Annotated in this window: 15 protein-coding genes; 1 reads left to right on the top strand and 14 read right to left on the bottom strand. The window is 68.1% G+C overall.

What is annotated here, in order from left to right:
- Positions 1 to 180 precede the first annotated feature (180 nt).
- Positions 181 to 2,250, top strand: coding sequence for an SDR family oxidoreductase (locus tag ABFT43_RS17745; RefSeq protein ID WP_347961621.1), 2,070 nt, complete (start codon positions 181 to 183; stop codon positions 2,248 to 2,250).
- Between the two features lie 17 nt (positions 2,251 to 2,267).
- Here ABFT43_RS17745 and ABFT43_RS17740 read toward each other — a convergent pair whose 3' ends face one another.
- From ABFT43_RS17740 to ABFT43_RS17675, 14 genes are read right to left on the bottom strand one after another with little or no spacing between them, the layout of a single operon-like run.
- Positions 2,268 to 2,909 carry a TetR/AcrR family transcriptional regulator gene (locus ABFT43_RS17740; RefSeq protein ID WP_347961620.1) on the bottom strand — a complete coding sequence of 214 codons (642 nt, stop codon included), beginning with the start codon at positions 2,907 to 2,909 and terminating at the stop codon, positions 2,268 to 2,270.
- Entirely contained in the window at positions 2,906 to 3,583 is a 678-nt protein-coding gene (locus tag ABFT43_RS17735) for a TetR/AcrR family transcriptional regulator (protein WP_347961619.1), read from the bottom strand. Before ABFT43_RS17735 ends, ABFT43_RS17740 begins: the two co-directional genes overlap by 4 nt.
- On the bottom strand, positions 3,564 to 3,959 hold the full coding sequence (locus ABFT43_RS17730) for a hypothetical protein (RefSeq protein WP_181954826.1): 396 nt from the start codon (positions 3,957 to 3,959) through the stop codon (positions 3,564 to 3,566). The genes ABFT43_RS17735 and ABFT43_RS17730 overlap by 20 nt, the downstream gene beginning before the upstream one ends.
- A 36-nt stretch (positions 3,960 to 3,995) precedes the next feature.
- Entirely contained in the window at positions 3,996 to 4,865 is an 870-nt protein-coding gene (locus tag ABFT43_RS17725; protein ID WP_347961618.1) for a hypothetical protein, read from the bottom strand.
- Positions 4,862 to 5,854, bottom strand: a complete 993-nt coding sequence (locus ABFT43_RS17720; RefSeq protein WP_347961617.1) for an MlaD family protein — start codon at positions 5,852 to 5,854, stop codon at positions 4,862 to 4,864. Before ABFT43_RS17720 ends, ABFT43_RS17725 begins: the two co-directional genes overlap by 4 nt.
- A 5-nt stretch (positions 5,855 to 5,859) precedes the next feature.
- On the bottom strand, positions 5,860 to 6,885 hold the full coding sequence (locus ABFT43_RS17715; RefSeq protein WP_347961616.1) for an MlaD family protein: 1,026 nt from the start codon (positions 6,883 to 6,885) through the stop codon (positions 5,860 to 5,862).
- Positions 6,885 to 8,021: an MCE family protein gene (locus tag ABFT43_RS17710; RefSeq protein WP_131734202.1), complete on the bottom strand. Its 1,137-nt coding sequence runs from the start codon at positions 8,019 to 8,021 to the stop codon at positions 6,885 to 6,887. The genes ABFT43_RS17715 and ABFT43_RS17710 overlap by 1 nt, the downstream gene beginning before the upstream one ends.
- Positions 8,022 to 9,056, bottom strand: coding sequence for an MlaD family protein (locus ABFT43_RS17705; RefSeq protein WP_131734203.1), 1,035 nt, complete (start codon positions 9,054 to 9,056; stop codon positions 8,022 to 8,024).
- Complete coding sequence (locus ABFT43_RS17700; protein ID WP_347961615.1) at positions 9,047 to 10,060, bottom strand: MlaD family protein; 1,014 nt, start codon at positions 10,058 to 10,060, stop codon at positions 9,047 to 9,049. The genes ABFT43_RS17705 and ABFT43_RS17700 overlap by 10 nt, the downstream gene beginning before the upstream one ends.
- Entirely contained in the window at positions 10,057 to 11,103 is a 1,047-nt protein-coding gene (locus ABFT43_RS17695) for an MlaD family protein (RefSeq protein WP_347961614.1), read from the bottom strand. The genes ABFT43_RS17700 and ABFT43_RS17695 overlap by 4 nt, the downstream gene beginning before the upstream one ends.
- On the bottom strand, positions 11,100 to 11,969 hold the full coding sequence (locus ABFT43_RS17690) for an ABC transporter permease (protein ID WP_131734206.1): 870 nt from the start codon (positions 11,967 to 11,969) through the stop codon (positions 11,100 to 11,102). The genes ABFT43_RS17695 and ABFT43_RS17690 overlap by 4 nt, the downstream gene beginning before the upstream one ends.
- Positions 11,969 to 12,826 carry an MlaE family ABC transporter permease gene (locus tag ABFT43_RS17685; protein ID WP_347961613.1) on the bottom strand — a complete coding sequence of 286 codons (858 nt, stop codon included), beginning with the start codon at positions 12,824 to 12,826 and terminating at the stop codon, positions 11,969 to 11,971. Before ABFT43_RS17685 ends, ABFT43_RS17690 begins: the two co-directional genes overlap by 1 nt.
- Positions 12,820 to 13,866 carry an alpha/beta hydrolase gene (locus ABFT43_RS17680; RefSeq protein WP_131734208.1) on the bottom strand — a complete coding sequence of 349 codons (1,047 nt, stop codon included), beginning with the start codon at positions 13,864 to 13,866 and terminating at the stop codon, positions 12,820 to 12,822. The genes ABFT43_RS17685 and ABFT43_RS17680 overlap by 7 nt, the downstream gene beginning before the upstream one ends.
- A complete protein-coding gene (locus ABFT43_RS17675) occupies positions 13,863 to 14,519 on the bottom strand; it encodes an SRPBCC family protein (protein ID WP_347961612.1) in 657 nt (218 codons plus the stop codon). The genes ABFT43_RS17680 and ABFT43_RS17675 overlap by 4 nt, the downstream gene beginning before the upstream one ends.
- Positions 14,520 to 14,565 lie beyond the last annotated feature (46 nt).

The raw sequence follows: 14,565 nt of genomic DNA, 5'->3' as shown, positions 1-14,565 counted from the left end.
TGCCTCCCACGCCACACCTATCGGTCGAGAGCGATCCTATCGACCCACGCCGGCCCCGCGGGCCGGCGCACGGACCCCATTGAATCTGACATGTCAGTCCGGTAAATTCGCGAGCACTCGGCGCGAACCTGGACGACCGACCAGGTCCGCCGCGGCTCGTCTCTTGGGGGAAACAGGCTCATGACCGACTTCATCGTCTCCGGCGCAACGGGATTCATCGGCTCCCGGTTCGTCCGGCAACTGCTGGAAACCGATCCCGAACACCGCGTCTACGCCCTGGTGAGACCGGCTTCGATTCCGCGGTTCGCCACCCGCACCGCGGGGTGGACGGGCCGCGACCGGCTGATCACCGTCGCCGCGGACCTGGCACAGCCCGGACTCGGACTGTCCGACGGGGCACTGCCCGACACCGTCGAACACGTCGTCCATCTCGGCGCGATCTACGACATGGACGCCGGCGCCGAGGAACAGTTGCGGGTCAACGTCCTCGGCACCGAGCGGATGATCGACATCGCCGAGTCGACCGGCGCGCTGATGCACCACGTCTCATCCATCGCCGTGTCCGGGGACCACCGCGGCCGGTTCACCGAGCACGACTTCGACAAGGGACAGGGATTCCCGACCCCGTATCACCAGACCAAGTTCGCGGCCGAGGAGCGGGTGCGTTCACGTCCCGGTCTGCGGTGGCGCGTCTATCGACCGGCGATCGTGCTCGGCGACTCCCGGAACGGGGAGATGGACAAGGTCGACGGCCCGTACTACATGTTCAAGTATTTCCGTCTGGCCTCGAAGCTGCCGCAACGCGTCCCGCTGCCCCTTCCCGATCTCGGCCAGCTCAACGCCGTGCCGGTGGACTTCGTCGTCGATGCGCTCACGGCGCTGGTCACCTACGACCCGGAGGCAGAGAACCGCGTCTTCCACCTCGTCGACCCGAAGTACCGCAACACCACCGATTTCTACAACGCCCTGGCACCGGCACTGTGTGCACCGCACGCCGTCGACGCGCTGCCGCCCTCGGTGGGCCGGACCGCACTGGAAATCCTCGGGCGCGAACCACTCCGCTCACTGCGCGACGGCATCGCGCGACGCGAGGGCATCCCGCCCGCGGTACTCGACACCGTCTCCCTGCCTGCCCACTTCACCACCGGCGAGACCTTCGCGACACTCGGCCGACTCGGTGTCGAGCTCCCGGAGATCACCGAGTACGGTCCACGGCTCTGGGACTACTGGGCGCGGCACCTGGATCCGGCGCGGCATCGCCGTGATCCCCGACAAGGACTGCAGGGAATCAACATCCTGATCACCGGTGCGTCGTCGGGAATCGGCGCCGCCACGGCAAGAGAGTGCGTCGCGCGCGGCGCCACCGTGTTCATGCTCGCCCGCGACGTGGAGACGCTGTCACTGCGCCGCACCCAGATCGCCGGGACCGAGCCCGTCGACACCCGTATCGGGCGGGGTCGCGCGTACGCGTATCCCTGCGACATCACCGATGCGGGAGCCGTCACCGAGGTCGTCGACGACATCCTCGACGCGCACGGCCGCATCGATGTGGTGGTCAACAACGCCGGGGTCTCGATCCGCCGGTCGGCGCGGCTCTCCCTCGCGAGGTCGCGGGATCTGCGGCGGACGATGGAGGTCAACTACTTCGGCGCGCTCAACGTGATCGACGCGGTCGTCGACCACTTCCGTGCAAACGGCGGCGGACACGTCGTGAACGTGTCCAGCATCGGGGTCGGTGTACACGCGCCGAGGTTCGGCGCCTACCTGGCATCGAAGGCGGCCCTGGAGACCTTCACCGATGTCGCGGCGAGCGAACTGCGTTCAGACGACATCACATTCACGACGATCCGCATGCCGCTCACCCGGACGCCGATGATCGAGCCGACGAGTGCCTACGAGAATGCCCGGGCGATGTCGACGGACAAGGCGGCGGCGATCGTGCTGCGGGCGATCATCGAGAGACCGGTCCTGATCGACACCCCGCTGGGCACCTGGGCCCGGCTGGCGCGGTTCGCGGCGCCGGGACTCAACCGACAGGCCCGAAACCTGGGTTACCACATCACCTTCGATCCGGCCGCCGACCGGGACACCGCCGCCGCCCCGCAGCCCAGCCGGGCGCACAAGGTGCTGCATCGCACCCGACACACGTTGGGCGCCAAGGTCCGTCCCATGTATCGGGCGGCATCGCGATCACCGCTGCGCCGGTATTCGCGCCGCGTCGCCAACGCGGTCCCGGGCATCACGTGGTGAGGTGAGCGAGGGTCACGTCAGGCGTCCGCCGGCCACCCGCCGTAGAGGAGGAAACGGGCGAAGGTGGATGCAGACGCCTCGATGTCGATCTCCTGGTCCGGCTCCAACAGCACCGGGATGAGGAGACCGACCAGGCCGGACACCACGATCTCTCCGACGACCTCTACGTCGATATCGCCGCGAAGGTATCCGGCGTCGACTCCCTCTTGCAGGTAATCCGCACTGAGAGAACTCATCCGGTGGTAGTACGAGAGCATCTCCTGCAGCGCGGCATCGTCGACGCCCGGGGCCTCCATGGTGAGGAAAGCCAGCTCCGCGGGGCGCCGCACTGCGTATTCCAAGATGCGCGCGGCCAGGCTCCGGAGCTCGTCGGTGAACTCCTCGAGGGTTGCGGCGGGAGTGCGGTGCAGTTCGACCACCGCGACGATGTCGTTGACCTCGCGCGTCATCAGGGCGGCGAGCGCGTCCCGCTTGTTGTCGAAATAGTTGTAGAACGTCCCGTGGCTGACCCCGGCACGCGCGACGACATCGCCGACGCCGATCTCCCGGTAGCCGCGTTCCACGCAGAGAGCGAGGAAGGCGTCGAGCAACTCGGTCCGACGCTGCTGGGTGCGGTCGCCACCGCGGGTCGCCGCGGTGGACATCTGTTCCCTGGTCACCGGCCGGCCTGCCTCGCCACGATGCCGCGGCGGGCGACGTCGGTCGCCGTGCCGACCAACAGGTCGCGGAGGGCGGGGTCGGTCTTGCCCTCCACCGAAGCGACCACACCGGGAATGGTCAGGCTGGTGAGCAGCCGCGCGAGAATCGGCCTGCGTTCGTCGGGAACCTCGACCCAGCCCCGGTCGACGGCGATTCCCAGCGCCCGGACGACCAGCGAATTCAGGATCGCCTCGAGTCCCACGACGCGTTCGCGCAGGTCCTTGTCGATGGCGTTGGCCTGGACGGCGATCAGGCGGATGAGTGCCGGGTCCTCGTCGATGAGGCGGTACAGGCGCCGGCCGATCGTCGTGATCTTGGCCGCCATGTCGTCGAGCGACTGCGGGTCGGAATCGAACAGCGAATCCGGATCGACGGTCGAGAACAACCGGTCGATGGCGTTGTCGAAGACGAGGTCGAGCAGTTCGCGCTTGCTCTCGATGTACCGGTAGATGGTGCCCTGGCCGATTCCGGCCTCGCGCGCGACATCGGCGATCGTCGTCGCCTCGTACCCCTTGCCGGTGAAGACCTTGTACGCGGCCTCGACGATCTCACCGCGACGTTTCTCCGCCAGCCCCGCGACCGGGGGCCGTCCACGCTTCTGCGTCGGAGCCGAACTATTCGCCGGTGTCGTCATTCGTCCTCTCGCTGTCCTCGGGGACGCGGGGCGTCGCCCTGGCCAATGCGTGCCCGGCCAAGAATGCCACATAGGCGATGGTTCCCGCTGCCCCGATGGTTCGGGTCCGGCGACCTGCGATGGCCAGTCCGAGGACGGTCTCGGTGGTGCCGTTGGCGAACACCCAGGCGCGGGTTCCCCGTGGGAAGACAGGCCGGGTGATCGGCTCGAACAGCCGCGGGCTGGTGAAGTGGGCGAGCCCCGAGCCCGCGAGGCCGATGCCCACGAGTCGGGCCGATGCCGAATCGGCGGATCGCGCTCGGATGACGACGGGGCGGCGTGGCGTGCGTCCCCGGACGATCTGATCGGCGACGCGACGTCGACTGCGGATATGCATACGGTGCTCCTGAAGGTGAGTGGTCGATGGGTCGGCCTATCGGGGCTCGGTGGGAACGGGCGCGGTGTCGTCGGCATCGTCCAGCACCCCGAAGTCGGAGATCAGCCGCCGGTCGTCGCGCTCGGTGACCGCGACGTCGAGGACCACCTGCGACGGCGCCTCCTCGGGCCGTTGCACGCTCCGAGAGATCTGGTTGCCGACGACGACGAACCGGTAGGTCGCGCCGTCGGTGCCCGGGTCGCCGGTGGACGAGATGAGGTGGGTGGCCAGCACGTCTCCGCGTGAGATGAGCTTCGCCTGCTGCATGACGCCCCGGATGAGGTCCACGGCCGACTCGTACTTCTTCGCGAACTCGGGCGTGATGCCCTTCTTCATCTCGGCCACGAAACCGTCCGGGTCGGTGTAGCTGAAGTTCATCGATCGCGTCGCGTATTCGGCTGCGATCTCGGCCGCGGCCTGTCGCGCCCGCTCGTGCGCTTGATCCTCGGCGACACGCTGGTTCACCGAATGCAGCGAGATCGAGACCCAGGCCAGGCCCGTCAGCGCGACGAGCAGGAGGACGGACAGGACTCCGACTAGCGGAGGGCGTGGGAGACGCCGGGGTTCGCGCCTGTCCACCGGGCCGATCGGGGGTGTCGTCGCATCGCCTTCCGCGGGGTGGATGTCATCGGCGGATTCACCTACCACCACGACCGATTCGTCGGTGTCGTGGGCTTCGTCGGTGTCGTGGGCTTCGTCGGCGTCGTGGGCTTCGTCGGCGTCGTGGGCTTCGTCGGTGTCATGGTTGGCCACGGACGCCTTGGCTGCGGTCGTCCCATCCGGGGCCGATTCCCCCGTGACCGATTTCTCCGGGGCTGTCTTCTCCGGGATGTTCTCCTGTGCAGTCGCCTTCTCGATGGTCGTCATCGTGGCCCTCCTCGGGTCGGTGGTGGGTTCGGGGTCTCCTCGCCGCTGATGGCAGGCACCCGGATGGTCACGCGAGCGCGGCCGTTGCCCGGGAACACGCTGCGCCAGAGGTCGGTGATCGCGGCCGCGTCGACGCGCCAGGACCGCAAGTGCTGCGTCGCCGGTCGCAGCACGGTGGCGATGAATCCGAAATCGGGTGCGAGGGTGTCGAAGTAACCGGCGATGCGGTCGACCACGGGTCCGATGGTCTCGTCCCAGGTCGTGTCCGCAACGCGGCTGTAGGCGCCGAGGGACGTGATCAGGTGGCCCATCTGAGGCTCGAGATACGCCATCGGGGGTGCGGTATCGCCGAGCTCGGCGCCGATGTCGGCCTGACCCATCGACCGGGTGAGTCGCTGCGCGTTGACGAACAGCCGGCGCAGGGCGTCACGTTTCTCGGTGATGGTCTGTGCCATCAGCCGACCCGCTTCGCGCAGGTTCGCGGCGACCGCGGGGTCTCCGAAGGCGTTTCCGAGCACATCCGCGATGCGACGCATCTGCTCGGGGTCGACCTGATCGGCCAAGGTGCCCATGCGGGTGAGCATCTCGCTGACCGTACTGCTCACCCGGACCTGTTCGGGTGGGATACGGTCGCCGCCGGACAGGTACGGCCCGGAATCGGAGTCGGGCCGGAACTCGAGGTACTGCTCCCCCACCGCCGAGAGATTGGCGATCTCGACGGGACTGTCGACGGGCACACGGGTGCCCGGTCGCAATTCCGCGGTCACCTCGACATGGTCGCGCCGGGTGCGGATGTCGACGATACGTCCGACCTCGATCCCTCGTAGAAGAACCCGGGAGGATTCCATGAGGCCGCCGGTCTCCGGGATCGTCATTTCGATTCGGATCGGCTCACGCATCGGGTCCATCCGGAGCACACCGACCGCGAGGTACCCCACGCCCAGCACGGTGAGAGCGATCAGCAGGACGATCGAGAGCCGTCCGGTCATCTGCCTCATAGCAACCCCAGTCCGCGCAGGATGTCGGTCACGTCGCGCGCGCGCTCGACGTCTCGTCCGGTGTCGGTGACGCTCACGATGTCGAGCGATCCACCGCGCAGGAACGGGACGAGGCGGTCTCGGACCAGAACAGCTGCCCGATGAGCGTTCTCCGCGACCGAACGGTCGGCGTTCGCGATGGTGACCAGCCACGGGTCGACGGTCGCCAGCATTGATGTCAGCTCCTCGTGGACGGGATTCAGCACACCGGCCACCCCACGGCCCAGACCTCCGACCGCGATGATCAGGTCCACGACGCTGAGCAGGGTGTTCGACAACCCGCCCAGCCGCGTCTCGCCGTGCGTCAAGATCTCGTCGATCCGGTGCCGTTGTGCGGCGACGGTGGCCGCGACCTGATCCGCGCGCTCGAGGATCGCCTGGATCGGCCCGGTGTTCTCACCCAGGCCGGTCACCGCGGCGGCGCCGGCCGCGGCGATCCGCCGCAACTCGGCGGACGGGACGTCGAGGGCCCCGTTGACATCCCTGATGGCCGACTGGAGCCGGGTGAGCGTCCCGCCGTTCACGAGGTTGCCCACGGTCGTCAGCATCGTCTCGACGTTGATCGGGGGTTCGGTGTGGTCCAGCGGGATCATCGACCCGTCGACCAGCACCGCGTCCCCGACAGGATGGGTCGGCGGGACCAGTGCGACATAGATGTCGCCGAGGAGCGTGGTCTGGCGCAGCTCCGCGCGGGTACCGACAGGGACTCGGCGCGTGCGGTCGAGGTCGATCACCGCGATCGCGCGGTCACCGGCGAGTTCTGTCGACACGACGGTGCCGGTTTCGACGCCGTCCATCAGGACCCGCGCGCGGTCCGGCAGATTCAGCACACTGGCGAACTCGGCACGGATACGGATGGTCGCATCGGTTCGCCCCCCGGCGCCGAGCGGGATGTCGGTGAGAGTGGGTCCGCACGCGCTCGCGAGCAGGCACATCACCAGTATCGCGGCGGCACGACGCAACAGTGCAGGACGCGAACTCATCAGCGCCACCCCGCAGCACCGAGAACGATTTGCACGACGCCGAGATCCACGACCTCGCCACGGTTCGGTGCACGCGGGCAACCCGGCGGATTCCGCAGTGCGCGGCACACTTCACCGACCGATTCGGCGGACAGACGGACGGTCGGCGGGTGATAACGGATCCGACCGGCCCGCAGGTCGTCCGCGTACAGGGTACGCAGACTGTTTCCCACCGAAGGAAGTTGCTCCAGAACATCTTTCACATCTCCGGCACGCGCCGCGAAGAGGTGCACCGCCGGCACGATCCGGTCGGCGGCGTCGAGCAGCCGGTCGCCGTGGCGGTCCAGGACCCGGTCGAGGACCGGCAAGAAGTCCACGGCGAGGTCGATAGCCGCGGCGAACTCCCGGGCGAAACCCCCGAACGTGTCCGCCGTGATCGACAGATTGCGCACAGCCTGCTCGAACTCGGGGAACCGCTCGGTGAAGCTCTGCAGGAGGACATCGAGATTGTCCACGAGACCACGGATCTGGCCGTCCATCCGCCCCGGATCGGGTAGGGCACGCGAGAGCGACGCGAACAGTTCCGCCGCGTCGGGGCCGGTCCCCGACACCGCGGCGTCGGCCTTGCGAACGAGTTCGCCGATCACGTCGGCCCGTTCGCGATCCACCTGCCCGTGTTCGTCGACGCCGAGAACGGCCGAGATCAACGCGTTGGTGGCGTCGAAGGACTTGCTGATGCCCAGTGGCGTCCTGGTCCGGGACTCGGGAATGCAATGGTCGCCGGAGAATTCGGGTCCAGCGGTGTAGGGCTTGGTGAACTCGATCCGACGATCGGTCACGATCGAACCGTCGATGGCCACCGCGCCCACGTCGGCGGGCAGACGGAGGTCGTCATCGACCTGCATGGTGATGCGCACGCCTCCACCGACAGAGGTGATCTCGTCGACCGATCCGACCGGTACACCCATCAGGGTCACCGCATTGCCCGTGTACACGCCGATCGAGTCGTCGAACTCGGCGCAGACGGTGCGGTGGGAGAACCGATCCGCGACGACCCCGAAGAGCGGCCTGGCGGCGACTGCGCCCACGGCGACGAGGGCACAGCACACGATGAGGACCCCGACGACGATGTTCCGGCGCGAGTGTGGTGACGTCATCTAGCACCCCCGCTCCGGGCTCGGGATGCACACGATGATCGCGGATTGCGGTGACCGCGCGGTCTGTGCGGCCTGTTCGCCGAGGAAACCCCTTGCTGCATCGAGGAAGTCGTGGATCGCCGCGATGGACTCGTCGAGGGACGACAGGCGCGCCGCGAGCTTGTCCATGATCGCGACGGCGTCGTCGACGGGCTGCTCCAGTGCCTGCGCGTAGGCGAGAATCGGCCGGTGGAGGAAGGCGAAGACCCGCTTGAGCCTGTTGAACACGCGAACCACGAGATCGCGCTGCACCCCGAGCTTCACCCCGATCGTCCCGAAGTTCCGCACGAAGGTCAGCAGGATCTGCCGGTCCCTCGTCGTGGCGCGCACGTATTCCTCGGAGACCCGCAGTCCCGTCGCCAACTGGTCGGCGCGGGTCGCCACGGTCGAGGCGAGGCGCGAAGAGTTCTGCAGCACCTCGCGGATCGCCTGTGGCCGGCCGGCGAGCGCGGCATCGAGTTCATCGAGGGTGTCGCGCAGCAGCGCGCCGTCGAGCTGGGCCACGCGGGGTGTCGCGATCTCCATCACCGACGACATGTCGAAGGTCGTCTCCGTCCGCGTCACCGGGATGATGCCGTCGCCGATGTCGGTGTCACCGACCGTGGTCAGCTGGACGAAGCGCCCACCGACCGGAGTGAGCAGCTTGATGGCGGCCCCGGAGGAATCTCCCACGAGAACGTCGGATCTCACGTTCAGTACCACTCGCACCCGATCGCCGTCGAGGCTGACGGTGTCGACCTTGCCGACGCTGATGCCTGCGATCCGGACGTCATCGCCGGCGCGCAGGCCGTTGGCGTGGGCGAACTGCACGGTTACCGAGCGATGGCCGGGCGGCGCCAGGTAGAGCAGCGCCGAGGCGGCGAGCAGCGCCACCACGACGACGATGCCGACACAGCCGATGCCGACCTGGACACGACGATCGTGGTCGGCGGTCCGCATCGGACCTCGGCCCATCAACTCTGCGATGAGATCTGATGCGCGGTCGGTCATCGGCATACTCGCAATTCCTTCCCTCCGACCAGGAGTCGGGGCAGCGCCGTGGAGGTGAGTTGTCCACGGCTACACGTCAGGCCCGCAGACGGATGGGTTCCGACGGCTGAGTTGATCGCCGACAGCAGCGTCGGGATCGTGCCGAGCGCCTCGACGATCTGTGGGGTGGCGGGGAGTACCCGACGCAGGAATGCGTCGAGCGGTCCGTAGTTGTAGTCGTAACTGCCCGACATCATCTCGAGCAGTTCGGTGGCGGGCACCAGGGCGCGGTCGGCGTCGTGCAAGGCGCGGTCGACCTCGTCGATGCGGCCGGTGAACTTGGTGACCGCCCCGTTGAGCACGGTGATGAGGCCGGCCACCCGGGCCGAGCGGCCGCCGATCTCGTCGGCCACCGCACCGAGATTCGCGATGAGCGTGAGGATCACGGCTTCCCGGTCGCGGGCGAGTGCGGTGAGCCGGTCCAGGCTCTCGAGCACCGGGGCGTACCCTCGTCCATCGCCTTCGAGCACGGTCAGGATGTTCGCGGCGAAATCGTTGAAGGCCGCGGGATCGAACGAGGCGAGGAGCGGACCCACACCGTTGAACAGTCGGGTGATGTCGAAGGACGGGATGGTCCGTTCCAGCGGTATGACCGCGCCGTCGTCGAGCCGCGACTCGGTGGCCTCGTGCGGTCCGGGGACCACCTCGAGATAGCGCTGGCCGATCAGGTTCTGGTATCGGACGGCGGCTCTCGCCGATCGTCCTGGGCGATGTCCGCGCTGCACCTCGAAGGTCACCACTGCGTTCCCCCGGTCGATGGCGATGTCGCGGACCTCACCGACGAGAACCCCGGCCTGGCGGACGGGGTCGCCGGAGAAGAGCCCGGAGACATCCGAGAACACGGCCCGGTAGGTGGCCTTGTCTCCCGGCAGCGGCCGCGAGATCGCGGTCACGATCCCCCAGGACATCAGCGCCACCACGATGCCGAACGCCGTGAGACGGAGGATGGGAGAACGCATCTCGGTGGTCATTGGGTTCCTCCGCTGGAACGCAGGACCGGACCGATGCCCTGTGGGAAGACGTCGAACAGCACCTCGAGTTCGAGGTGGGGACGATCGGGCGCCCCGGTGAAGGCGAATTCTGTGTCGGCGAGCAAGTTGCCGATGCGGTTGTAGGCGTCGGGGATCGTCCCCACGGACAGCACGAGCGGCAGTCCGATGTCGAGTGCTACCGCGATGATCGTGCCGAGGCTCGTGCGGTGATCGGCGAGGATCTCGGCGACGGGAAGCACGAGGCGGCTCGACAGGCCGCTCACAGCGGCGATCGTGCGCTTCTGCCCCGCCGCCGTCTCCAGAAACCGACTCGCATCCATGGTGGTGTTGACCACGCCGATGGTCGGTGTGAGGACCGCCCGGATGCCGTCGAGGATGTCGGTGGTCTCGCCCAGGAAATCACGCACGCTCATCGCGCGTTCCTCGCGGGCGTCACCCAGGAGGGTGAGGTAGGCGCGCGCCGTCCGGGCGATCGGTCCCGCATTGTCGGCCAGCCCGTCGATCGCGGCCAGCATCTCCGAGGAGGTGAAGGCGTCGGTCAGCGTGGTCGTCCGGTTCATCACACCGGTGACGGTTCCGACGGTGGCATCGCCGGTGATCCGCAACCGCTGCCCGCTCCGCAGCGGCTCGCCTCCCGGCCCGTTCGAGACCAGTTCGATCGCCGTCGTTCCGAAGAGGTTCGCCGACGAATAGCCCGGTTCGACATCGGAACCCAGGCCGGATGCCTCCGCGGGGTCGATCGAGAGGCGCACCTGCTGGGTTCCGTCGGCGAGCGCGGTGATCTCGTCGACGGTACCGATGACGAAGCCGCGGTGCTTGACCGGCGCGCCCACCATCAGCCCGTCGCCGACCTGGTCTGCCTCCAGCAGGAGTTCGAAGCGATCGTCGAATCCGCCTTGCGCATGGGTGCCGAGCAGCGCGGCCACTGCGCACAGCACCGCGATGGTCATCACGCCGCGCAGGAACAGGCCGCTCGCGCTCGGGTCGCGAGGTGACCTCTCCCAGCCGCCGAGTGGATTCATCCCGAGATCGCAATCGTGTTGGTGAGGCCCCAGAACATCAGCGTCAGCACCATGTCCGCGCTGACGATCACCACGAGGCTCGCGCGGATCGCGCGGCCCGACGCCACGCCGACGCCCTCCGGGCCTCCTGAGGCGAAATACCCGAAGTAGCTGTGGATGAGGATGATCAGGACGACGAACACCACCGCCTTGACCACCGAGTAGACGATGTCCGAGCCGCTGATGAACTGGCCGAAGTAGTGTTGGTACGCGCCGTCGGACTCGCCGTGGACGACGATGACGACGAACGCGCACGAGACGTATCCGAGGATCAGCGCGATCAGGTAGAGCGGGACGATGGTGATCGCGCCGGCCACCATCCGGGTGGACACCACAAACGGAATCGAACGAATTCCATTGGCCTCCAACGCATCGACCTCCTCGGAGATCCGCATCGACCCGATCTCCGCGGTGATCCGGCACCCCGTCTGGGCGGCGAAGCCGACCGCGGCGATCATCGGTGCGAGCTCCCTCGTACTCGCATAAGCGGAGACGAGACCGGTGAGGGGACCCATGTTGACCATGTCGAGCAGCGCATACCCCTGGATGCCGATCGACGCGCCGACCGCAACGCCGAGGAATGCGAGGACCGCCAGGGTCCCGCCGCCGACGATGATCCCCGACGACCCCAGCGTCATGTCACCGATCAATGCGGCGATGTGTCGCCGATAGTGCAGCGCTGCATGGGGAATCGCGCCCAGTGACCGCGATACGAAAGTCGCCTGGTGCCCGGCCATCTGAAACGCGCGGACCGGCGCACCCACGACCTGTCCGGCGGCTCGGACCAGTGGCGCCGTGTGCGGCGGATAGTGGCGTGCCGGGACCATCAGCCCACCCGCTGCGGAAGGAACATCGTGACCAACTGGGTGATGACGAGGTTGATACCGAACGCGACCACTACGCCGAGCACCACCGCGGCGTTGACCGAGTCGGCGACTGCCTTGGGTCCGTATCTGGTCTCCAGACCACGCTGTGCTGCGATGACGACCACGACGACTCCGAAGATGAGCGATTTCGCCACGGCCACAGCCAGATCCGATGTCGATGCGAATGCGGAGAACGACGAGCTGTACGAGCCGGGCGTGATGTCCTGGAATGTCACGGCGATGACGTATCCGGTCGTGAGTCCCATGAAGATCACCAGCATGCACAGCAGAGGTGCGACCGCGATGATGGCGGCCATTCGCGGGGCCACCAGTCGCCGCAACGGGTCCACCCCCATGGAGCGAAGCGCGTCGATCTCCTCCCGCATGCTGCGGGCGCCGAGGTCGGAGGCAATGGCAGCACCACCGGCGCCGCCGATGAGCAGGGCCACCACGATCGGCGCGCCCTGCTGGATGACGCCGAGCCCGCCGGCGGCGCCGGACACCGAACTGGCACCGACCTGCTGGGTCAGACTCCCGACCTGGACCGCGACGATGACGCCGAACGGCACCGACACCAGCACCGCCGGGATCGCGGTCACCGTGACCAACAACCATGCCTGACGAACCGCGTCGCGCCACGGGAACCGCAGCGTGACGAGGTCGGTCACGAGGTACACGAAGCCGCTCATTCCGATCTGAACGGCGCGACCGAACGTGGCCAGCGAGGCAAGGCCGCGCGCGACCGCACGGCCGGCGAGGTGCCGTCCGCGGGCCGCCCATCGTCCCGGGATCGCGGTCACCGGCCGCGCCGTCACCATTTGGCCTTCTCCTCGATCCCGAGGGCGGTGTGCAGGAAGCCGGCGATGTTCTCGATCGCCCGACGGCCTTCCGGGACCAGGTCGGCGGCAGCCTGGAAGACGTGGAACTGCCCCTCCCACACCTCGAGCTCCACGTCGACACCGGCCTCCGCCAGCGCGTTTGCCATCAACTCTGCGTCATGGTGGAGTATCTCGCCCGAACCCACCTGGATCAGCGCGGGCGGAAAACCGGCAAGCACGAGTTGATGCGCCGAACCCACCGGCGGCAGTGCGTTGTTCGTCTTGCCCACCCGACGTCGTGAGCGTATCTCGGCCCGTCGGGTCACCCGCAGCATCGCGGACACGGCGTCGGGCGTGAACAACGGGTCAGCAGAGCCCGGGGTGAGCGGCCGGTCGTCGCCGACGTCGACCAACGGCGACTGTCCGACCACTGCGCCCGGCGTGCCGAGCCCGAGTTCGGAAACCCGCGCCGCGACGTGGAAGGCGAAATAGCCTCCGGCGGAATCCCCCACGATGGCGATCCGGTCGGGCGCGTAGCCCAGGTCCAGCAACCAGCGGTACCCGTCCACACAGTCCGAGAGTGCCTCGGCAACCGAATACCGCGGTGCGCGACGGTAGTCGACCGCCAGCGCGGTCATGTGCGATTCGCGCACAAGTCGTGACACCAGCCGACGATGGGTCCGGATGCCGCCGAGGATGAAGGCGCCACCGTGGATGTAGAGGATGGCGCCGTCCGGGTCGGCCACCGTCCGCGGCGTCGAGTACTCCGCCCCGCAGTGCGCGAGTCGTACGCGGCGACGGGCAACGCCCGGTAGCGGCGGCAGCAGCGCGGCGAGATCGTCGAGCAGCCGGTACGGCCAGGGCAGATGCGGAACTCGGGACCACACGACGATCACGGTTCGCACGAAGATCCGGATGAACACTGCGATCATCCGGGAGCGCAGGCCGGGTGGACCGAAAGTCCGGCGGCGCACCATCCCCGGGGCGCCGACGGGCACCGGGACGGCCGCCGCGTCGGCCGCTGTGCGTGGCGCGCTCATCCTGCCACCTTCTCGACCGACCCCCGCGTGAGGCCCCGCTGCAGGAAGAAGCCGAGGAACGGCCGGAGGAACGGTGCGGCCCACCGCAACGGCAGGAACCCGATGAAGCGCGGTGTGCCTGCGATCGTCCAGCTGACATCGACCAGATCGTCGCCGATCTCGTCGATCGTGTAGCGCTCGCCAAAGCTCTCCAGGACCATCGGGATGGAGACCCCGGTTCCGGTGAGGACCAGGATGCGGCCCGGCTCGGCACGGACGATGCGCTCGCCGAGCGCGGCGACCAGCGTGTCGATGCGCCGGCCCTCCCCGACCTGCACGGGGCCGACCTGGCCGCGTGCCCGGATGGGTGTGGACCCCGCCACGAACGGGATGGACTCGAGGTGCCGGCCGTCGGCCAAGGCGATGAAAGCGTCCTCCGGCGCGGTCCGGACGCGGGCCGTCGCGGTCACCGCGAACCGTGCCGTGCTGTCGAAGTAATCGGGGATGTCCCGGGCCGAGAGCTCGGCGGTCCGAGATCGATGGTGGGCATTTTCCCCTCGCGCGAGGATCCGCAGCACGAGGAGGCCCACGAGTCCCCCCCACACCGCGACGATCGCGACGACGACGATCGCGACGACCATGTAGATCACCCCTCTGGTTCTGCTGAATCTCACGACTTGACCTCGGCTCGTGTGGAAGTGCGGCGCCGAGGTCGCCGAC

This window comes from Gordonia aurantiaca, from assembly GCF_039939235.1.
Classification (GTDB): domain Bacteria; phylum Actinomycetota; class Actinomycetes; order Mycobacteriales; family Mycobacteriaceae; genus Gordonia.
The sequence above is the reverse complement of the archived record's forward strand: the minus strand, read 5'-3'. Positions and strand labels throughout refer to the sequence as shown.

What these genes read in the sequence shown, in the direction of transcription:
- ABFT43_RS17745 (WP_347961621.1), top strand. Translation starts at nt 181, where the DNA reads ATGACCGACTTCATCGTCTCCGGCGCAACGGGATTCATCGGCTCCCGG.
- ABFT43_RS17735 (WP_347961619.1), bottom strand. Translation starts at nt 3,583, where the DNA reads ATGACGACACCGGCGAATAGTTCGGCTCCGACGCAGAAGCGTGGACGG.
- ABFT43_RS17730 (WP_181954826.1), bottom strand. Translation starts at nt 3,959, where the DNA reads ATGCATATCCGCAGTCGACGTCGCGTCGCCGATCAGATCGTCCGGGGA.
- ABFT43_RS17725 (WP_347961618.1), bottom strand. Translation starts at nt 4,865, where the DNA reads ATGACGACCATCGAGAAGGCGACTGCACAGGAGAACATCCCGGAGAAG.
- ABFT43_RS17720 (WP_347961617.1), bottom strand. Translation starts at nt 5,854, where the DNA reads ATGACCGGACGGCTCTCGATCGTCCTGCTGATCGCTCTCACCGTGCTG.
- ABFT43_RS17715 (WP_347961616.1), bottom strand. Translation starts at nt 6,885, where the DNA reads ATGAGTTCGCGTCCTGCACTGTTGCGTCGTGCCGCCGCGATACTGGTG.
- ABFT43_RS17710 (WP_131734202.1), bottom strand. Translation starts at nt 8,021, where the DNA reads ATGACGTCACCACACTCGCGCCGGAACATCGTCGTCGGGGTCCTCATC.
- ABFT43_RS17705 (WP_131734203.1), bottom strand. Translation starts at nt 9,056, where the DNA reads ATGCCGATGACCGACCGCGCATCAGATCTCATCGCAGAGTTGATGGGC.
- ABFT43_RS17700 (WP_347961615.1), bottom strand. Translation starts at nt 10,060, where the DNA reads ATGACCACCGAGATGCGTTCTCCCATCCTCCGTCTCACGGCGTTCGGC.
- ABFT43_RS17695 (WP_347961614.1), bottom strand. Translation starts at nt 11,103, where the DNA reads ATGAATCCACTCGGCGGCTGGGAGAGGTCACCTCGCGACCCGAGCGCG.
- ABFT43_RS17690 (WP_131734206.1), bottom strand. Translation starts at nt 11,969, where the DNA reads ATGGTCCCGGCACGCCACTATCCGCCGCACACGGCGCCACTGGTCCGA.
- ABFT43_RS17685 (WP_347961613.1), bottom strand. Translation starts at nt 12,826, where the DNA reads ATGGTGACGGCGCGGCCGGTGACCGCGATCCCGGGACGATGGGCGGCC.
- ABFT43_RS17680 (WP_131734208.1), bottom strand. Translation starts at nt 13,866, where the DNA reads ATGAGCGCGCCACGCACAGCGGCCGACGCGGCGGCCGTCCCGGTGCCC.